An 18,811-nucleotide genomic window follows, 5' to 3' on the forward strand; every position below is an offset into this window, starting at 1 on the left:
GTACGCGGCGGCGCCGGGCGCGGCCCACGGGTCGCGCGGCTGCTGCTGCGACGGGCCGGGCCAGCCCTGGGTGCCAGGCTGCTGGCCGGCGTACGGGCCGGCGGGCTGCGGCTGCCCGGCCTGGGCGCGGTCGTCGCCGAACCAGGCGACCGGCTGGGTCTGGTCGTGCGGCGTGCTGCCGCCCTCGCCGGTCTGGTGCTGCTGGTCGTGCGGTGTCTGCGACATGTCGTCCCTCGCTAGCGGATCGTCCCGTGCAAGCATCAGACACCCCGCGAGTTGCAGCGCGCTGGACCCTGCCTGGGAGGCCGCTGTGAGCGCCAGGCCCCTAGGGTGCTGGGCCGTGACGAGCACCCACCCGCTGTACGACGTCCTGCACGGCCGGCGCGACGTGCGCGGCCAGTTCACCGGCGAGCCCCTCGACGACGACGTGCTGCACCGGGTGCTGTCGGCGGCGCACGCGGCGCCGAGCGTCGGCCTGTCGCAGCCGTGGGACTTCGTGCTGGTGCGCGACGCCGGCACGCGCCGGGCCTTCCACGACCACGTGCGCACCGAGCGCGACGTGTTCGCGGCGACGCTGACGGGTGACGAACGGCAACGATTCAGCCGCATCAAGGTCGACGGGGTGCTCGAGTCGACGCTCTCGGTGGTGGTGACGTACGACGCCGACCGCGGCGGCCCGTCGGTGCTCGGCCGGCACGCGATCGCGGACGCCGGGCTCTACTCCGCCTGTCTGGCGATCCAGAACCTGTGGCTGGCCGCGACCGCAGAGGGGCTCGGCGTCGGCTGGGTGTCGTTCTACCGCGAGCCGTTCGTGCGCGACCTGCTCGGCATCCCCGAGACCGTGCGGCCCGTGGCCTGGCTGTGTCTGGGGCCGGTGACCCACCTGGAGGACGTGCCCGATCTCGAGCGGCACGGCTGGCGCGTGCGCCGGCCCCTGGCGGACGCCGTGCACAGCGAGCGCTGGCCCACGGCGTCCGCCTGAGCGCTCAGTCGGCGACGGTGACGACGACCTTGCCGGGCAGGTCGCCGGCGGCTGCGCGGGCGTGCAGGGCGGGCAGGTCGGCGAGCCGCACCCGCTCGGCGACGTCGACGTGCAGCTCGCCGCGGTCGACGCGGGCGACGAGCTCGGCCAGCTGGGCGGCGTCGCTGCGGACGAACAGGTCGACGGCCCGGACCCCGCGCGCGTCGTCGCCGGGGGTCGGCATCCAGACGGTCGTGCTCACGACGACGCCGCCGTCGCGCACGACGGCGACGAGCGCGGCGAACGCGTCGGGGTCGATGGGCGCGAGGTTCAGCAGGACGTCGACCGGCTCGGTCACGGCGGCCGCGAGGTCGCCCGTGCCGTCGACGACCTGGTCGGCGCCGGCGGCCCGGGCCCGGTCGGCGCCTCGCGCACCGACCGCGGCGACCACGGTGGCGCCCGCGGCCTTCGCGAGCTGCACGGCGTAGCCGCCGACGGCCCCGGCCGCGCCGACGACGAGCACGCGCTGCCCGGCCTGCAGGCCGGCGTGGTCGAAGAGCGCCTGCCAGGCGGTGAGCCCGACGAGCGGCAGCGCGGCCGCGTCGGCGAACGGCACGGACGTCGGGGCCGCGGCCAGCACCTCGGCCGGGGCGAGCACCAGCTCGGCGGCGGCGCCGTCCTCGGTCATCGGCAGGAAGCCCACCACGCGGTCGCCGACCGCGCGGCCCTCGACCCCGTCGCCGACGGCGTCGACGGTGCCGGCGACGTCGAGGCCGGGGGTGTGCGGCAGCGTCACGGGGATCGGGCCCTGCATGCGGCCGGCCCGGATGTTCGCGTCGACGCCGTTGAACGAGGTCGCGCCGACGCGCACCCGCACCTGACCGGGGCCGGGCTCGGGGGCGTCGACCTCGTCGAGCCGCAGGACGTCGGGGTCGCCGTGCTCGTGGAACCGCACTGCCTGCATCGCCCTGCTCCTCTGTGCCGTCGTGCGGGCCCGCTGCCCGCGCGCTGAGGAGGCCAGCAATCGAAGCGGACGATTTCTTCCGCTTCACCCACCCGACCTCTCGGGTTCAATGACGGGGTGCAGGAGCAGCCGAGCGCCGAGCGGGCCCCGCGCCGCGACGCCCGGCGCAACCGCGAGCGCGTCGTGGTGGCCGCGGTGGCGGCTCTGCACCGCGACGGCCCCGGCGTGCCGATGGCGACCATCGCGGCCGACGCGGGTGTCGGGGTCGGGACGCTGTACCGGCACTTCCCGACCCGCGACGACCTGCTCGAAGAGCTCACCCACCGCTCGTTCCGCAGGCTGCTCGACCACCTCGAGGAGGCCGTCGAGAGCGGGGGCACCGCGGTCGAGGTGCTCGGCGCCTTCCTGACCGCGGTGGTGCGCGACCGCGACGACCTGGTGCTGCGCTCGACCGGCGGCCCGGCGTCCGAGAGCGACCGCACCCGCGCCGTCCAGGCCCTGCTGCACGACGGCATCCGGGCGCTGGTGGCCCGCGGCCGCGACGACGGCACGATCCGCCGCGACCTCGACGTGCCGGACGTCGCGTGGCTCGGTGCCACGCTCGCGCAGCCGGGTCGAGGCCCGGGGTGGGACGCCGTGGCGGCCCGGCTGCTGGCCACCTACCTCGCGGGGCTCGGCGTCGCCGGCTGAGCCGCGCGCAGCGGCAGCCGGACGACGAACGTCGCGCCGCCGCCGGGCGTCGTGGTGACGCCGACCTGCCCGCGGTGCGCGTTCACGATCGCGGCGACGATGGCGAGCCCCAGGCCCGAGCCGCCGCCCTGCCCGCGGGCGCGCGAGGCGTCGGCGCGGAAGAACCGCTCGAACACCGACCGCACCTGGTCGGGCGCGATGCCGGGGCCGTGGTCGCGCACCTCGAGCAGCCCCGACCCGTCGTCGGTGCCGACCGCCAGCTCGACGGGCGTGCCGGGTGGGGTGTGCCGCAGCGCGTTCGCCACCAGGTTGGTGACGACCTGTCGCAGCCGCGGCTCGTCGCCGTCGACCAGCACGGGGCCGAGCTCGCCGGTGCGGGCCACCACGCGCAGCGGCCGCCCCGGTTCGAGGGCGCGCGCGTCCTGCACCGCGTCGGCCGCCAGCACCGTGAGGTCGACCGGGTCGCGCTCCTCGGCGCGCTGCTCGTCGAGGCGGGCGAGCAGCAGCAGGTCCTCGACCAGCCCGCCCATGCGGGTGGCCTCGTCCTCGATGCGGCGCATGGCCCCGCGCACGTCGTCCGGCTCGGTGACGGCGCCCTGCCGGTAGAGCTCGGCGTACCCGCGGACGGCGGCGAGCGGCGTCCGCAGCTCGTGGCTGGCGTCGCTGACGAACCGCCGCATGCGCTCCTCGGACGCCTCGCGCAGCGCGAACGACTGCTCGATCTGGGCGAGCATGCCGTTCAGCGACGCCGAGAGCCGGCCGACCTCGGTGGACGTCGGGTGGTCGGGCACGCGCCGGGTGAGGTCGCCGCCCGCGATGGCCTCGGCGACGTCCTCGACCTCGGTCAGGGGGCGCAGCGCCCGCCGCACGACGAACCCGCCGGTGGTGCCGACCGCGGCGAGCACGACGAGGCCGACGACCAGCAGCACCACGGTGAGCTGGGTGACGGTGTCGTCGACGTCGGTGAGGGCCTGCCCGACGACGAGGGTGCCCGAGCCGACGCCGCCGACGCTGACCCGGCGCACGAACACCCGGCACGAGCCGTCGTCGTCGGCCAGCGGCAGCGTCTCGACCTTGCCGTCCATCGCCTTGGCCTCGGTGACGTCGTGCAGGCCCGACAGGTCGGGGATGCCGGCCGCCGACCCGGTGCCGTCGTCGAAGCGCCCGTAGCCGCCCGAGTCGAAGATGATCACGCCGTACGTCGTGGTCGGCAGCTGACCGCGGCGGTCGCTCGTCTCGCCGGTGCTCTGCGGCAGCCGGCCGTACTGGATCGCGTTGCTGGCGGTGAGCCGCAGCTGGTCGTCGACCTTCTCCACCAGCTGCTGGCGCAGCAGCGTCACGGCCACGACGCCGGTGACCGCGAGCGCGACGAGCGCGAGCAGCACCAGCACCGCGACGAGCCGGGTGCGCAGCGGCAGCCCGCGCAGGCGCTGCAGCGCCGGCCGCCGGGGGAGAGCGGTCGCGTCAGCCATGCTCGGGCGGCAGGCGCAGCACGTACCCCACCCCGCGGCGGGTGTGGATCAGCGGCACCTGCTCGTCGGCGTCGACCTTGCGGCGCAGGTAGGAGATGTACGACTCGACGATGCCGGACTCGCCGCGGAAGTCGTAGTCCCACACGTGGTCGAGGATCTGCGCCTTCGACAGCACGCGGTTCGGGTTGAGCATCAGGTAGCGCAGCAGCTTGAACTCCGTGGGCGACAGCTCGACCGAGCGGCCACCGCGGTGCACCTCGTGCGAGTCCTCGTCGAGCACCAGGTCGTGGAAGACCATCCGGCCCTCGTCGCCCGCGCCGCCGCCGGTGCGCCGCAGCACCGCGCGGATGCGCGCCACGACCTCCTCCAGGCTGAACGGCTTGGTCACGTAGTCGTCGCCGCCGACGGTGAGGCCGGTGACCTTGTCGGCGGTGTCGTCGCGCGCGGTGAGGAACACGACCGGCACCTGGCGGCCCTGCTCGCGCAGCCGGCGGGTCACGGTGAAGCCGTCCATGTCGGGCAACATCACGTCGAGCACGAGCAGGTCGGGCTGCTGCGTCTGCGCGAGCTGCAGCGCCGTCGCGCCGTCGCCGGCGGTGTGCACGTCGAAGCCCGCGAACCGCAGGGACGTCGACAGCAGCTCGCGGATGTTGGGCTCGTCCTCGACGACGAGCAGCCTCGCCTCTGGCACGTCGGACTTCGGCACCCGCCCAGCATGCGCCCCGACCCTGGGAGCCTGCTGGGAACGGGATGTGACCTGCCGAGATGCGTCCAGCGGGTCACGCGGCGGACGTCGGCTCAACCGCTGGGCGCAGCTCGGCGCCTGTGCATGCCTTGACAGGCATATGCCTCGTGCGGCATGTTCGACGCGTGAGCGAGGTGGTGTGGGGCGCGGTGAGCGACCCGAGGCGGCGCGCGGTGCTCGACGTGCTGCGCGAGGGGTCGTGCGCCGTCGGCGAGCTGGTCGAGCGGCTGCGGATGACCCAGCCGCAGGCGTCCAAGCACCTGCGGGTGCTGCGCGAGGCCGGCCTGGTCTCGGTGCGGGTCGCGGCCCAGCGCCGGGTCTACTCCCTCGAGTCGGCGCCGCTGGCCGACCTCGACACCTGGCTCGCTCCCTACCGCGAGCGCTGGGGCACCGCGCTCGACCGGCTCGGCGACCACCTGGAGGACCGGTGACCAGCAGCACGCGCGGCGAGTACGTCGAGGTCGAGGGGCGGCCCGCCGTCCGGTTCGAGCGCACCTACCCGCAGTCGCCCGAGCGGGTGTGGCGGGCGGTCACCGACCCGGCCGAGCTGCCGCAGTGGTTCCCGTCGCAGGTCGACTACGAGCAGCGGGTCGGGGCGCCGATGACGTTCACCGGCGACCCGGACGCCGAGGACGCGGCCGGCGCCGTGCTGGTCTGGGACCCGCCGCACCGGTTCGCCTTCACGTGGGGCGACGACGAGGTGCACCTGACGGTCGAGCCCTTCGAGGGCGGCACCCGGCTGACGCTGCTGAACCTGCTGCACCAGCGGGGGACCGCCGCCATGAACGCCGGCGGGTGGCACCAGTGCCTCGACGAGCTCGACCTGCTCGTGGCCGACGTGCCGCGGGGCGGGCCGAAGCGCCCCGACGCCACCCCCTGGCGACCGCTGTACCGCTCGTACGTCGACGCCGGCCTGCCCGCCGACGTGCCGCCGCCGCCCGGGGACTGAGCCGCCGCGAGGCGATCGACGGCTCGACGTCCGGGTCCCGTCACGTCGAGTTCACCGTCGGGACAGACGTCGTCGTCACGGTGGTCGGGTGAGCGCACCCCCGCAGTCCCGAGCCGTTCGCGTGGTGGCCGTCGTGCCGGCACGCGGCGGGTCGCGCGGCGTGCCGGGCAAGAACCTGGCCCGCGTCGGGTCGCGGCGGCTGGTCGAGCGCGCGGTCGACGCCGCCGTGGCCAGCGCGGAGATCGACCTGGTCGTCGTCAGCACCGACTCCGACGACATCGCCGCGGTCGCGCGTGCCGCCGGGGCCGAGGTCGTACGGCGCCCGGCGGACCTGTCGGGCGACACGGCGACGTCGGAGAGCGCGGTCTTCCACGCGCTCGACACGTTGCGCGACGACGGGATCGACCCCGAGGTGACGGTGCTCGTGCAGTGCACCAGCCCGTTCCTCGACCCCGCCGACCTCGACGCCGCCGTGAAGCAGGTGCGCGACGACGGCCTCGACACCTGCTTCGCGGCCGTCGCCAGCCACGCGTTCGTCTGGCGGGCGCAGGGCGACGGCACGGTGCGGGGCGTCAACCACGACGACACCGTGCAGCGCCGCCGCCGGCAGGACATCGAACCCGACCTGCACGAGACCGGCGCGTTCTACGCCGTCCGCACGGAGTCGTTGCGCCGCACCGGACATCGCTTCGCCGGACGCACGGGCGTGCAGCTCGTGCGCGCGGTCGCGGCGGTCGAGATCGACGTACCGGAGGACCTCGACGTCGCGCGCGCGCTCGCGCCCGTCGTCGAGCAGCAGCCAGGCGCCCTCGTGGGCGCACCAACCGACGAAGGGGCACGACCATGACCGCCACCGCGGAGCGCACCACCACCCAGCCGGTGCAGATCGGCGAGCACCTCGTCGGCGAGGGCCAGCCCGTCTACGTGATCGCCGAGATCGGCATCAACCACAACGGTGACGTCGAGATCGCCAAGCAGCTCATCGACGTCGCGGCGGTCGCCGGCTGCCAGGCCGTGAAGTTCCAGAAGCGCACGCCCGAGATCGCCGTGCCCGAGCACCAGAAGGCGCAGCGCCGGCAGACGCCCTGGGGCGAGATGTCGTACCTGGAGTACAAGCACCGCGTCGAGTTCGGCCAGGCCGAGTACGAGAAGATCGCCGCGCACGCCGCCGACCGCGGCATCGCGTGGTTCGCGTCGCCCTGGGACGTGCCCTCGGTCGACTTCCTGAACTCGATGGACGTGCCGGTGCACAAGGTCGCGTCGGCGTCCATCACCGACCTCGAGCTGCTGCGCGCCGTGCGCGACAGCGGCCGCCCGGTGCTGCTGTCGACCGGCATGTCGGAGCTGTCGGAGATCGACGTCGCCGTCGAAACGCTCGGCACCGAGCGCCTGGTGATGATGCACGCCACGTCGACCTACCCGCTGCCGCCGGAGGAGACCAACCTCCTGGCGATCCAGGCCCTGCGCGAGCGGTACGGCGTGCCGGTCGGCTACTCGGGCCACGAGGTCGGCCTGCAGGTGAGCGTCGCCGCGGTCGCCCTGGGCGCCGTCACCGTCGAGCGGCACATCACGCTGGACCGCGCGATGTGGGGCAGCGACCAGTCGGCGTCCGTCGAGCCGGGCGGCCTGATGCGCCTCGTGCGCGACATCCGCATCACCGAGCAGGCCCTGGGCGACGGCAAGAAGCGCGTGATGCCGGGCGAGGCGTCGAAGCGCGACTCGCTGCGCCGCGTCACGGCCTGATGCCGGGCGGGTCGCCCACGCTGTCGGTGGTGCTGCCGGTCAGGGACGTCGAGGCGTTCCTGACCACCACGCTGGAGTCGTTGTGCCGCAACGACCGCGAGGACTTCCAGGTCGTCGCGGTCGACGACGCCTCGGTCGACGGCACGCCCGAGGTGCTCGACGCCTACCGCGACCGGCTGCACGACCTGCGGGTCGTGCGGCACGAGGTCGCGGTGGGTCTGGCCCAGGCGCGCAACGTGGGGCTGGAGGCCAGCACCGGCCGGTACGTGACGTACCTGGACGGCGACGACTGGCTCGCGCCCGGCTACCTGCCGAGGCTGGTGGCGGCGATCGAGCACCACGGCACCGACTTCGTGAAGGTCGACCACGTGCGCTCGGAGGGCACGAAGCGCGCGCTCGTTCGGGTGCCCGAGGGCCGGCGCGACACCGTGCTGCGGCCGATCGACACCGTGCTGCCGGCGGGGCGCGCCACGCTCGTCGACTACTGCACGGCCTGGAGCGGGATCTACGACCGGCGGCTCGCCGACCGGGGGCTGCTGCACTTCCGGGCCGGGCTGCACACCGCCGAGGACCGGCCGTGGACGTGGCGGCTGCACCTGCACGCCGAGAGCGTCGCGGTGGTGCCGCTCGCCGGGTACTTCTACCGGCGGGGTCTGGCCGGCACGCTCACCGAGATCGGCGACGAGCGGCAGCTGCACTACCTCGACGCCTTCGACATCGTGTTCGCCGAGCTGGCCGGGCACCCCGAGGGCGAGCGGCTGCTGCCGAAGGCGCTGCGCACGTACTTCGCGATCGTGCTGCACCACGTGCGCGAGGAGGCCCGGCTCACCCCCGCGCTGCGGCGCCGCCAGCGGCAGGACGTGCGCGAGCGGCTGCTCGCGCTGCCCGGGCCGGCCGTGGCGCAGGTGCTCGCGCAGGTGACGCCGGAGCGGGCGGCGGCCGTGCGCGAGCTGGCCGGCCTGACCTCGCGGAGGGCGGCGTGACCCAGCTGCTGGCGGCGTCGTCGCTGCTCGGCGCCATGACCCTGGCCGCCGCCGTGAAGAGCGGGCAGCTGGGCGACGGGCAGCGACGGGTGCTCGTCGTCTGCAACAACGCGGCCGTGCCAGAGGTGGCCACGCCGTTCGACCGGGCTCCGGCGTTCGCCGCCGTCGCCGGGTGCTTCGACCAGGTCGTGTCGTGGAACGACGTGCTCGGGCCGCTGCACCCCTCCGGCTGGCAGCCGCGCGCCGACGACGCCCTCGTCATCGAGCCGCTGCTGCGCGCCGCGTGGGGGCTCGACGGGCCACCCGACGAGCTGGTGCTCGAGTCGATCGCGGTGAAGCCCGCGCGGGCCATCGCGACGGTGTTCGCCACCTCACCGGTGACCGTCTACTCCGACGGGCTCATGAGCTACGGCCCCACGCGTTCACCCCTGCCACGCGACCTGCAGGAGCGCCTGACCCGGCTGCTGCACCTCGACCTCGTGCCCGGCGTCCGGCCCCTGCTGCTGAGCGAGTACGGCGTGCCGGCCGAGGTGGTGCCGGACGACGCGTTCGCGGCCGTGCTCGCCGATGTCGACGCCGCGCTGCCCGAGGCCCCGCTGCCGCCGGTCGGCACGCCGCTGCTGCTCGGCCAGTACCTCGCCGCCCTCGGGCTGATGACCGACGAGGAGGAGCAGCAGCTGCACGTCGGCATGCTGCGCGGCCTCGCCGCCCGCGGGCACGGCGCCGTCGGCTACAAGCCGCATCCCGCCGCGCCGCGCGCCCTCACCCGCTCGCTGCAGGCGGCCGCCGACGAGCTCGGCGTGACGCTGCACCAGCTGCCCGGTGCGCTGCCCGCCGAGGCGCTGTTCGCCCGGCTGCGTCCCGCCGAGGTGACCGGCTGCTTCTCGACCGCGCTGGTCACCGCCGAGCGCTGGTACGGCCTGCCCGTCACCCGCCACGGCACCGACGACGTGCTGCGCCGGCTCTCGCCGTACCAGAACAGCAACCGGGTGCCGCTCGTGCTGGTCGACGCCACCGTGCCCCCGCTCGACGGCTCGCCCTCCACCCCGCGGTCGCCGCAGCAGCTGCAGGCCCTGCTCGACACCGTCGGCCACGCCATGCAGCCGGTCGCCTTCGCGCACCTGCGCCCCACCGCCGTCCGGCACCTCACCGAGCGCCCCGCCGACCGCGCGTACGTGTTCCGCAAGCGGCTCACGGCACTCGGCCTGCCCGGTGCCGTCCCGCCGTCCCGCCGCGACCGGCTGCGTCGCCGCCTCGACCCGCTCACTGCCCGCCTGCGCCGCACGACCTGACGCGGGGTCGTCCCGCAGCGCGGGCAGAAGCTCGCTCCTGGGTCCCTACCGGCCCCACAGGGGGACTTCTGCCCGCGCGTTCGGCCAGTCGGGTACCTCGAGCCCGCCACCGGCCGTCCACTCTCCCTGGGCTGCGAGAGTGAGGAGATGTCGCAGTCGCCGATGACGGAGCACGCACACCGTCTGCGCGAGCAGCTGGTGCGCCGGTTTCCCGACGTCGAGGTGCCCGACGGAGCGACCGAGGACGAGCTCGCCGAGCTGAAGGCGGCGTTCCCCGGGCTGCACGTGCCCGCCGAGCTGCTCGAGCTGCTCTCGGTGATGAACGGCAGCGCGCACCAGTCGTGGGTGATGGCGGGTGGCTTCACGGGTGTCGGGTCGAGTCACGACATCGTGTCGAGGTCGAGGTCGCGGCACGAGGTGTGCGCCTGGTCCCCCGGTCACGTGGAGGTCGATGGGGAGGGATGGTTCGGCACGGGCGTGGTGGCGACCGCTCGTCCCCGCGACACCTCGGCGGTCTTCGAGCTCGGCATCGGCAGCGACACGACTCCCGTCTCCGCTGCCAGCCTGACCGCCTGGGTCGCAGCCTCCGCCGACCTGCTGCAGGACCCGACGTATGAGCTGGGCGACGACGGGCAGCCGCGTGAGGCGGACCACAGCTGGGAGCTCCTGGCAGCGCGCAGCGCGCAGCACCCCGGCACCGACGGGTACACGACCGGCGACCTCGTCGGCGTCCACCCCAGCGTGTGGCCCGGCGACTGGCCGCGGCTGCAGAGCGACGACGAGGCCTGGGACGTGGTCATCCCCACACCCGGTGCGCTGAGCACCGCCATCGCACGGCGGTTCCGCCCGTTTCGCGTGCAGGCGACCGTCGTCGAGCGGCGTGGGCCATGGGCACGGGTCGAGGACGGAAGCGGCAGCGCGTGGCTGCACGTGCCCCAGCGTCTGTGGGCCGATCACGACCTGCGGGTGGGGACCGGGGCCGACCTGGACGTGGTGTGGCACGACCGGCCGCCGCTCGAACCTCCGGGACGCGGCACGTGGCTCAGAGCGCTGGCCGTCGTGACCCCGAGGACCTAGAACAGGCGGGTCAGCAGCACGCGGGCGAGGGGGCGCAACACCGGCTGGGCCTTCGGCGGCACCATGAGGCGCCAGCGGTTGCGGCGCCGGCGGCGGGGGCCGGTGCCGCCGACGACGGGGCCGCGCGTGGGCAGGCCGACGGTGCGCGCCTGGTGCACGAGGTCCTTCAGCACCGGCACCAGGTCGTCGTCCGACGGGTCGTGGAAGTAGTTGTCGCGCAACCACTCCGGGCTCGGGTGGTGGAACCGTCCCTCGCGCAGGTCGTCGAGCGAGCCGAAGCACCGCGATCCCTCGAAGGCGAGGTTCAGCATGCGCTCGTCGACGCCCCAGTCGTCGAGCACGAGCACCGGCACGCCGGCACCCATGGCCTCGAGCGCGGCGGTCGAGCTGACGGTCACCAGGCCGGCGGCGAGCTCGAGGTGCGCGGCCATCGAGCCGGTGGCGAACCCGACCGAGCCGTCGACCACGCGGCCGCGGGCGACCAGCCCGGCCCACAGCTCGTCGTACGGGTGGCGCTCGCGGTGGGTCTGCTGCTCGCCGGCCAGCGCCCGCAGCTTCACCACCGGCCGCAGGTCGGGACGGCGGCGAGCGAGCTCGTCGAGCGCCAGCAGGATCGCCTCGCGGTCCTCGGGCTCGCGCGGCACCTTGGCCTGCGCCGCGAAGACCACACGGTCGCGCAGGCCGCCCTCGGCGGGGGCGGGCACGCGCAGGAAGGGCAGCGCGGCGAGAGCGACGGTGCCGGTGGCCCCCACCTCGTCGCGCGCCTCCTCGAACAGCACGCGCTCGTGCCGGCTCGGTGCGACGAAGACGTCGGCGCGGGCCCGGAACCGCCAGGCCTTGCGGCTGGCCGGCACGCACAGCCCGGGCAGACCGCTCACCAGCACCGGCCGGTCGGGCCCCTGCAGCTCGTGCGACAGCACGTCGACGACCGGCCCGGTGCAGGCCAGGATCACGACGTCCGGCTGCTCGCGGCGCAGGTCGCGCAGCAGCTTCGGCAGCGAGCGCTCGCGCACCGAGGTCACGAGCTCGTCGTCCTCGCGGCCGGCCGCGGCGCGCTGGGCGGCCGACGGGGCGATGGGCGAGCGGACGACGACGGCGCGGCGCCGCCAGTCGGCCGGCAGGGTGCCGAGCAGGCCGACGGCCCACTTCAGGTACGAGTCGGAGTCCGCGACGGCGACGACGCGCGGGGGGCGGGCGGGGCTCACGCCGCGACGGTGCCGGCGAGGTCGGCCCCGCCGAGGTGCATGCGGACGGCGGCGCCGGCGGCCGGCGTCCACCAGGCCTCGGGCACGCGGTCGACGACCAGCTGGGTGCCGCGGCCCTCGAGCACCGCGCGCAGCGTGGTCGCGGTGGTCGACGGCAGCGAGACGACGGAGTGCCCGGCGTCGAGGCCGCGCAGGCTGAGCTCGACCGGCACGGTGGGCTCGTAGACCCGCACGTGCCGGACGCCGGACAGCGCGCCGAGGGTCTCGGAGGCCTCGCGGCGGTGCGGGTAGTAGGCGACGGGGCCGTGCTCGGCGCGCTCGCGCACCCACCGCAGGTAGGGCTCCTGGCGCAGCAGGCCGTCGTGCACCATCGCGCTGCCGAGCACCACCGTGGGCTGCCCGGGCGCGGCCGGGAGCGGCTGCTCGCGCAGCCACCCGAAGCGGTGCCGGCGCAGGTGCACGCCCATGCCCTCGAGCTGCAGGCGCAGCGCGACGTCGACGTCGTACGCCGTGACGACGGTCAGCCGGCCGTCCTGCGCGGCGCGGCGCAGCCGGGCGGCGGCCTCGCTGCCGAGCAGGCGGCGGGCCGCGTTCACCCGGGCCCGTGCGCGCGGCAGCGGCGTGCCGGCCGGGGCGACGCGCAGGTCGAGCAGGTGCAGGGTGGCGCGCCCGTCGTCGACCACCACCAGCTCGCCCGACCCGTCGAGCGCCAGCTCGCGCTGCACCCGTCCGGAGAACACGTCGCCGACGACCCAGGGCGCGGCCGCGCGCGGCCGGCCGGTGGTGGCCGCGTCGAGCACCCGCAGCCCGCTCGGCAGGCCGAGCTGGCGCAGGTGCCGCACGGTCGGGCCGAGGGTCGCGACGTCACCGCGCGGCACGACGTCGGTGCGCTCGCCGAGGCGTCCGGCGTGGTGGGCCTCGAGCACCGACAGCAGCTGCAGCGGCGACTCGACCCAGGCGCTCGTGGTGGTCACGTGCCCCATCTCACCGTGCCCGGGTGCACGACCCGCCGACGCCAGGTGACGGGAGGCTGAACAGATGCTCAGCAGGTGACGCCGAGGCACTGCGGCACGTGCCCGTTGCCCGTGGCGACGTTGCCGCCCAGGTCGACCGCCCCCGGCGCGCGGATGCCCCAGTCGGTGCTGTCGCGCACGACGTTGCGGCCGAGTCGGTTCGTGCCGACGTCGAGCAGCATGCCGTCGTGGTTGCGGTCGAACGTGTTGCGCACCGCCTCGAGCGTGTGCTCCTCGTCGGACGCCGCGGTGCCGACGCCGGTGCCGTTGCGCTCGAACCTGTTGCGCTGCAGCGACGTCCGGCTGAAGGTGCCGAGCTGCAGGCCGACGCCGTTGCCGCTGAACCGGTTGAGCGTGACGTCGTCCGTGCCGTCGCTGGTCAGGCCGGTCGTCACCCCCACGTCGGTGCCACGCACCTCGTTCGCCCGCAGCACCAGGCGGCTGTCGAAGGCGTCGACGCCCGTCGTGCCGCGGTGCACGGTCGACTGCCGGACCTCGCAGTACGACGACCGGCAGCTCACACCGACCCCGTTGCGGTCGACGTCGGTGTTCGTCACGACCAGCTGCGCCTCGCCGGCGGCGACGCCGGTGGGGCTGCCGGCCACCCGGGAGGCGTCGAGACGCACGAGCGACAGGAAGAGCGCGGCACCGGCGGTGCGGTTGCCGGTGAGGTTCGAGCCGGTCACCGTCACCTCCGCGCCCTGGTCGGCCAGCAGCCCGGTGCCGTTGTCGCGCAGCGTCGTGCGGCGCAGGGTGACGTACACCGGCTCGAGCTCCTGCGTCGACGTCCGGACGCCGGTGCCCCAGCCGCGCACCGTGCCGTGGGTGACCGTGAGGCTGGTGCCGGACGCCACGAGGACGCCGGTACCACCGGCGGCGACGCCGGGACCGCGCACGGTGTGCCCGTTCAGGTCGAGCACCAGGTCGTCGCCCTTCACGACCAGGCCGACGTCGCCGGTGCAGACCAGGTCGGCGGTCAGCGTCGTGCTCTGCCGCAGGGTGTCACCGCACTGCGGCGGCGCGGCGGCCTGGGCCGACTGCGGCGCCAGCACCAGGGCGGTGAGGCAGGCGGTGGACAGCAGCGCGACGCGCACCTTCATGTGGACCCCCGAGGTCGTCGGCCCGCCCCGTGCGAGCCCGTGCGCAGTCTGGGCCGACCCGGGTCGCCGTGTCACGGGATCCACCAGAACTCGTCAGGAGCAGGTGACGCCGAGGCACTGCGGCACGTGGCCGTTGCCGGTGCCGACGTTGCCGCCCAGGTCGACGGCGCCCGGTGCGCGGATGCCCCAGTCGGTGCTGTCGCGCACGACGTCGCGGCCGAGTCGCGCCAGGCCGGCGTCCAGCAGCATGCCGTCGTGGTTGCGGTCGAGGGTGTTCCGTTCGGCGGTCAGCTGATAGCCCGTGGTACCGGGTGCGGTCGCGATGCCGACACCGTTGCCGTCGATCCGGTTCCGCTGCACCGACACGTCGGCCAGGCTCCCGACCAGGACGCCGGTGCCGTTGCCGCTGATGTGGTTCAGGGCCACCTCGTCCGGGCCGGCCCCGCCCGTCGCGTTCACCGCCACGCCGACGTCGTTGCCGCGCACCTCGTCCGAGCGCAGCACCAGCTGGCCCTGCACCGTCTGCACGCCGGTGCCGCTGCGGTGGACGGTCGTGCCGCGGACGTCGCACACCGACCGGCTGCACAGCAGCCCGGTGCGGTTGCGGTCGACGTCCGAGCTGCGCAGCGTCAGCCGGGACTCGGCGGCCTCGATGCCGGTGGGGCTGCCCGCGAACCGCGACGAGCCGACCTCTGCGGCCGCGGAGAACGCCGTCATGCCGCTGAGGGTGTTGCCGGTGAAGTTCGAGCCCGCCACGGTCACCGAGGCGCCCTGGTCGGCGAGCAGACCGGTGCCGTTCGCCCGCAGCGTCGTGCGGCGCAGGGTGACGTAGACCGGCTCGAGCTCCTGGGTCGAGGTGCGGACGCCGGTGCCCCAGCCGCGCACCGTGCCGCCGACGATCGTCGTGCTGGCGCCGGACGCCGCGAGCAGCCCCGTGCTGCCGGCTGCCGGGCCGGGGCCGCGCACGGTGTGCCCGTTCAGGTCGAGCACGAGGTCGTCGCCCTCGATGATCAGCCCGACGTCGCCGGTGCAGACCAGGTCGGCGGTCAGCGTCGTGCTGTGCCGCAGCGTGTCACCGCACTGCGGCGGCGCGGCGGCCTGCGCCGACTGCGGCGCCAGCACCAGGGCGGTGAGGCAGGCGGTGGACAGCAGCGCGACGCGCACCCTCATGGGGACCCCCGAGCTCGTGAGCCCGCCCCGTGCGAGCTCGCTGCGGAGTCTGGACCGGCCGCCGACCCGGTGTCACGGGTTCTGCGAGGATCCGTCAGGCGGGCCCGGCGGCGGGCGGCACGTCCTTGCCGTGCAGCACGTCGTCGGCGTCGACGATGCGGTACGCGTAGCCCTGCTCGGCGAGGAAGCGCTGCCGGTGCGCGGCGAAGTCGGCGTCGACGGTGTCGCGGGCGACCACCGTGTAGAAGCGCGCGGCCCGGCCGTCGCCCTTCGGCCGGAGCACCCGGCCGAGGCGCTGGGCCTCCTCCTGGCGCGAGCCGAACGACCCCGACACCTGGATGGCGACGGTCGCGTCCGGCAGGTCGATGCTGAAGTTCGCGACCTTCGACACCACCAGCAGCTGGATCTCGCCGGTGCGGAAGGCCTGGAACAGCCGTTGCCGCTCGGCGACCGTCGTGTCGCCCTTGATGACCGGTGCGTCGAGCTGCTCGCCGAGGTCGTCGAGCTGGTCGATGTACTGGCCGATCACGAGCGTCTGCTCGCCGCGGTGCTCCTCGACCAGGCGCCGCACGACCTTGGTCTTCACGTCGGACGACGCCGCCAGCCGGTAGCGGACGTCGGGCTCGGCCGTCGCGTACGCCAGCCGCTCGGCGTCCGGCAGGGTGACCCGCACCTCGACGCAGTCGGCCGGTGCGATGTAGCCCTGCGCCTCGATGTCCTTCCACGGCGCGTCGTAGCGCTTGGGGCCGATGAGGCTGAACACGTCGCCCTCGCGCCCGTCCTCGCGCACCAGCGTGGCGGTGAGGCCGAGGCGGCGGCGGGCCTGCAGGTCGGCGGTCATCCGGAACACCGGCGCGGGCAGCAGGTGCACCTCGTCGTAGACCACCAGACCCCAGTCGCGGGCGTCGAGCAGCTCGAGGTGCGGGTAGACGCCCTTCCGCTTCAGGGTCAGCACCTGGTACGTCGCGATGGTGACCGGGCGCACCTCCTTGCGGGCGCCGGAGTACTCGCCGATCTCGTCCTCGGTGAGCGTGGTGCGCTTCAGCAGCTCGTCGCGCCACTGCCGCGCCGACACGGTGTTCGTCACCAGGATCAGCGTGGTCGCCTTCGCCCTGGCCATCGCGGCGGCGCCCACCAGCGTCTTGCCCGCGCCGCAGGGCAGGACGACGACGCCGGAACCGCCGTGCCAGAAGCCCTCGACGGCCTCGTACTGGTAGGGCCGCAGGTGCCAGTCGGCGTCGTCGAGCCCGATCTCGTGGGCCTCGCCGTCGACGTAGCCCGCGGTGTCCTCCGCCGGCCAGCCGAGCTTGAGCAGCACCTGCTTGAGGTGGCCGCGCTCGCTCGGGTGCACCAGCACGGTCTCGATGTCGACCCGGGTCCCCACCAGCGGCTGCACCTTCTTGCTGCGCAGCACCTCCTCGAGCACCGGCACGTCGCTCGCGTGCAGCACCAGGCCGTGGGTCGGGTGCTTCTCGAGCCGCAGCCGGCCGTAGCGGTCCATGGTCTCGGCGAGGTCGACGAGCAGGGCGTGCGGCACCGGGTAGCGCGAGTACTTCAGCAGCGTGTCGACGACCTGCTCGGCGTCGTGCCCGGCGGCGCGCGCGTTCCACAGGCCGAGCGGCGTCAGCCGGTAGGTGTGCACGTGCTCGGGCGCGCGCTCGAGCTCGGCGAAGGGGGCGACGGCGCGACGGCACGCCTCGGCGTCGGGGTGGTCGACCTCGAGCAGCAGCGTCTTGTCGCTCTGGACGATGAGCGGTCCGTCGGGCTGGTTCACCGCACGAGTGTAGGTCGTGCCGCCGGACGTGGCCGACTGTCGGCGGCGGCTGGCACGGTGTGCGGGTCAGGTCGTCCGAGCGAAGGAGCCAGCCGTGGCCCGCACCGTGCAGATCGTCTTCGACGCCGCGAACCCGAGGGCGGTGGGTGACTTCTGGGCCGACGTGCTCGGCTACGTGATGGACCCGCCACCGCCCGGGTTCGACACCTGGGAGGACGCGCTCGCCGCCTGGCACGTGCCCGAGGACCAGTGGGACCGGGCCTGGGCGATCGTCGACCCCGACGGCGTGGGCCCGCGGGTGTTCATCCAGAAGGTGCCGGAGGGCAAGACGGTCAAGAACCGCGTGCACCTCGACGTGCGGGTCAGCTCCGCCGACGACGACGTGCCGACCCGCGAGGCCGCCGTGCTCGCCGAGACCGAGCGGCTCGAGGGGCTGGGCGCCACCCGCGTCGACTGGATCGAGGAGCAGGGCAAGCACTTCATGGTGCTGCGCGATCCGGAGGGCAACGAGTTCTGCCTCAGCTAGCGGTCAGACGTCGCCCACCGTGTCGCTGAAGCTCGACGAGCCGTCGCTCGCGATCACCGCGATGACGATCACCGCGATCACGATCGCCACGATGATTGCCAGCGCGAGCGAGATCCACGCCAGCACCTTGCCGACCGTGATCTGCTGCTGACCGCCCAGGGCGCCGTTCGACGCGGCGATCTCCCGGCGGGCACCGGGGGCCTTGACCAGCGCGATGATCGCCAGGATCCAGCCGGGCAGACCGATGAACCAGGCGGCCAGCGACACGATGCCGAGCACCATGACCGTGGTCGCGCTGCTCGCCGTCGGCACCGGCGCGGGGTAGCCGCCGTACGGCTGCTGGTAGGGCGCGGGCTGGGCGTACGGCTGGCCGGGCTGCTGTCCGTACGGCTGCTGCTGGTAGGGCGCGGGCTGCCCGTACGGCTGCTGCTGGTACGGCTGCTGGTGGGGCTGCTGCTGCTGGTGGGGCTGCTGCTGGGCGTCGACCGACGTCGAGCCGCCCGGTGCGGGCGCGGCGGGCACGGACCCCTGGTACGGGTCGGGCTGCTGCTGGGCCTGCGGCTCCTTGTGCAGCGACGGACGGCGCGGCTCGTCGTCCGGCGTGGCCCAGAGCGACGACCCGGGGTCGGCCGGCACGGCCTGCGTCGGCGGGTCGACGGGCAGCCGCTGGGTGCGGTCGTCCTGCTGGTCCGGGTGCTGCTCGTCGGGCACGGGTCCCCCTCGGTCGGCGCGGTGCGCGGGGCCGTCAGCCTACGGGGCCGTGGGAGCGGGTGCCGAGCGTCGGCGCGCGCCCGCACGACGAGCGCTGCCGGTCAGGCGGGTTCGTCGGCCGGTGCCACGCCGGTGATCCGGTGCACCGAGAAGTCGCGCACCTCGTCGAGCCCGTGGTCGAACGCGGTGACCCGTCCGCCCTCGACCGACAGCGGCTCGACGACGCGCCGCTCGGTGCGGCCGCCGGCGTCGACGTACCCGATCCACACCCGCTGCCGCCCGACCAGCGCGTCGCGCAGGGTGGCCAGCGTGACGGCCGGGTCGGTGGCCGCCAGTCGCGGCCCGGTGGGCGCGGGGGTCTCGTCGGCCGCGCGCTGGCCGGTGCGCACGCCGCGGACGACGGCGTCGAGCAGCGCGTCCTGCAGCACCTGCCGGG

At 74.9% G+C, this 18,811-nt stretch carries 20 protein-coding genes and 1 pseudogene; 10 read left to right on the forward strand and 11 right to left on the reverse strand.

The features are described 5' to 3' along the window. Positions 1–225, reverse strand: a pseudogene (locus ACYVI6_RS14070) (hypothetical protein); the annotation flags it as partial. Positions 226–340: 115 nt separating this feature from the next. Between ACYVI6_RS14070 and bluB the strand changes: the two are divergent. After that, entirely contained in the window at positions 341–982 is a 642-nt protein-coding gene (gene bluB, locus ACYVI6_RS14075) for a 5,6-dimethylbenzimidazole synthase (protein ID WP_284288375.1), read from the forward strand. 4 nt (positions 983–986) lie between these two features. Here bluB and ACYVI6_RS14080 read toward each other — a convergent pair whose 3' ends face one another. Further along, positions 987–1,925: an NADP-dependent oxidoreductase gene (locus ACYVI6_RS14080; protein WP_460446973.1), complete on the reverse strand. Its 939-nt coding sequence runs from the start codon at positions 1,923–1,925 to the stop codon at positions 987–989. Positions 1,926–2,042: 117 nt separating this feature from the next. Here ACYVI6_RS14080 and ACYVI6_RS14085 point away from each other — a divergent pair, with 117 nt between their 5' ends. Next, on the forward strand, positions 2,043–2,615 hold the full coding sequence (locus ACYVI6_RS14085; protein WP_284288371.1) for a TetR/AcrR family transcriptional regulator: 573 nt from the start codon (positions 2,043–2,045) through the stop codon (positions 2,613–2,615). Here ACYVI6_RS14085 and ACYVI6_RS14090 read toward each other — a convergent pair. Beyond that, positions 2,585–4,087: a sensor histidine kinase gene (locus tag ACYVI6_RS14090; RefSeq protein WP_460446974.1), complete on the reverse strand. Its 1,503-nt coding sequence runs from the start codon at positions 4,085–4,087 to the stop codon at positions 2,585–2,587. The two genes, ACYVI6_RS14085 and ACYVI6_RS14090, sit on opposite strands and share 31 nt — an antisense overlap. After that, positions 4,080–4,793 carry a response regulator transcription factor gene (locus ACYVI6_RS14095; protein ID WP_460446975.1) on the reverse strand — a complete coding sequence of 238 codons (714 nt, stop codon included), beginning with the start codon at positions 4,791–4,793 and terminating at the stop codon, positions 4,080–4,082. Before ACYVI6_RS14095 ends, ACYVI6_RS14090 begins: the two co-directional genes overlap by 8 nt. A 164-nt stretch (positions 4,794–4,957) precedes the next feature. Between ACYVI6_RS14095 and ACYVI6_RS14100 the strand changes: the two genes are divergently transcribed. The 7 genes from ACYVI6_RS14100 to ACYVI6_RS14130 all read left to right on the forward strand — a co-directional run bounded on the left by ACYVI6_RS14100 (position 4,958) and on the right by ACYVI6_RS14130 (position 10,876). Beyond that, positions 4,958–5,263, forward strand: coding sequence for an ArsR/SmtB family transcription factor (locus tag ACYVI6_RS14100; RefSeq protein ID WP_460446976.1), 306 nt, complete (start codon positions 4,958–4,960; stop codon positions 5,261–5,263). Then, positions 5,260–5,781 carry an SRPBCC family protein gene (locus ACYVI6_RS14105; RefSeq protein ID WP_460446977.1) on the forward strand — a complete coding sequence of 174 codons (522 nt, stop codon included), beginning with the start codon at positions 5,260–5,262 and terminating at the stop codon, positions 5,779–5,781. Before ACYVI6_RS14100 ends, ACYVI6_RS14105 begins: the two co-directional genes overlap by 4 nt. Positions 5,782–5,869: 88 nt before the next feature. Continuing rightward, positions 5,870–6,628, forward strand: coding sequence for an acylneuraminate cytidylyltransferase family protein (locus tag ACYVI6_RS14110; protein WP_460446978.1), 759 nt, complete (start codon positions 5,870–5,872; stop codon positions 6,626–6,628). Further along, on the forward strand, positions 6,625–7,524 hold the full coding sequence (locus ACYVI6_RS14115) for an N-acetylneuraminate synthase family protein (RefSeq protein ID WP_460446979.1): 900 nt from the start codon (positions 6,625–6,627) through the stop codon (positions 7,522–7,524). The genes ACYVI6_RS14110 and ACYVI6_RS14115 overlap by 4 nt, the downstream gene beginning before the upstream one ends. Continuing rightward, on the forward strand, positions 7,524–8,507 hold the full coding sequence (locus tag ACYVI6_RS14120; RefSeq protein WP_460446980.1) for a glycosyltransferase family 2 protein: 984 nt from the start codon (positions 7,524–7,526) through the stop codon (positions 8,505–8,507). Before ACYVI6_RS14115 ends, ACYVI6_RS14120 begins: the two co-directional genes overlap by 1 nt. After that, positions 8,504–9,799: a polysialyltransferase family glycosyltransferase gene (locus ACYVI6_RS14125; RefSeq protein ID WP_460446981.1), complete on the forward strand. Its 1,296-nt coding sequence runs from the start codon at positions 8,504–8,506 to the stop codon at positions 9,797–9,799. Before ACYVI6_RS14120 ends, ACYVI6_RS14125 begins: the two co-directional genes overlap by 4 nt. Before the next feature lie 147 nt (positions 9,800–9,946). Then, the gene (locus ACYVI6_RS14130; RefSeq protein WP_460446982.1) at positions 9,947–10,876 is read left to right on the forward strand and encodes a hypothetical protein; all 930 of its coding nucleotides are present in this window, start codon (positions 9,947–9,949) and stop codon (positions 10,874–10,876) included. Here the strand turns inward: ACYVI6_RS14130 and ACYVI6_RS14135 are convergent. From ACYVI6_RS14135 to ACYVI6_RS14155, 5 genes are all read right to left on the reverse strand, one after another. Next, entirely contained in the window at positions 10,873–12,081 is a 1,209-nt protein-coding gene (locus ACYVI6_RS14135) for a DUF6716 putative glycosyltransferase (protein ID WP_460446983.1), read from the reverse strand. The genes ACYVI6_RS14130 and ACYVI6_RS14135 overlap by 4 nt on opposite strands. After that, positions 12,078–13,055, reverse strand: a complete 978-nt coding sequence (locus ACYVI6_RS14140; protein WP_460446984.1) for a hypothetical protein — start codon at positions 13,053–13,055, stop codon at positions 12,078–12,080. Before ACYVI6_RS14140 ends, ACYVI6_RS14135 begins: the two co-directional genes overlap by 4 nt. A 68-nt stretch (positions 13,056–13,123) precedes the next feature. Further along, positions 13,124–14,194, reverse strand: a complete 1,071-nt coding sequence (locus tag ACYVI6_RS14145) for a right-handed parallel beta-helix repeat-containing protein (RefSeq protein ID WP_460446985.1) — start codon at positions 14,192–14,194, stop codon at positions 13,124–13,126. A 93-nt stretch (positions 14,195–14,287) separates the two neighbouring features. Next, a complete protein-coding gene (locus ACYVI6_RS14150; protein ID WP_460446986.1) occupies positions 14,288–15,364 on the reverse strand; it encodes a right-handed parallel beta-helix repeat-containing protein in 1,077 nt (358 codons plus the stop codon). Positions 15,365–15,458: 94 nt separating this feature from the next. Further along, positions 15,459–17,138 (reverse strand): DNA repair helicase XPB, encoded by a 1,680-nt coding sequence (locus ACYVI6_RS14155; RefSeq protein WP_460446987.1) that lies wholly within the window; start codon positions 17,136–17,138, stop codon positions 15,459–15,461. A 94-nt stretch (positions 17,139–17,232) separates the two neighbouring features. Between ACYVI6_RS14155 and ACYVI6_RS14160 the strand changes: the two genes are divergently transcribed. Beyond that, positions 17,233–17,664 (forward strand): VOC family protein, encoded by a 432-nt coding sequence (locus tag ACYVI6_RS14160; RefSeq protein WP_460446988.1) that lies wholly within the window; start codon positions 17,233–17,235, stop codon positions 17,662–17,664. A gap of 3 nt (positions 17,665–17,667) precedes the next feature. Here the strand turns inward: ACYVI6_RS14160 and ACYVI6_RS14165 are convergent, their stop codons facing one another. Both ACYVI6_RS14165 and ACYVI6_RS14170 read right to left on the reverse strand, forming a co-directional pair. Then, positions 17,668–18,375 carry a DUF4190 domain-containing protein gene (locus ACYVI6_RS14165; protein ID WP_460446989.1) on the reverse strand — a complete coding sequence of 236 codons (708 nt, stop codon included), beginning with the start codon at positions 18,373–18,375 and terminating at the stop codon, positions 17,668–17,670. Positions 18,376–18,476: 101 nt separating this feature from the next. Next, positions 18,477–18,811 (reverse strand): WYL domain-containing protein (locus ACYVI6_RS14170; RefSeq protein WP_460446990.1); only part of this gene is annotated, 335 nt, incomplete at its 5' end.

This window comes from Angustibacter aerolatus (assembly GCF_054776675.1).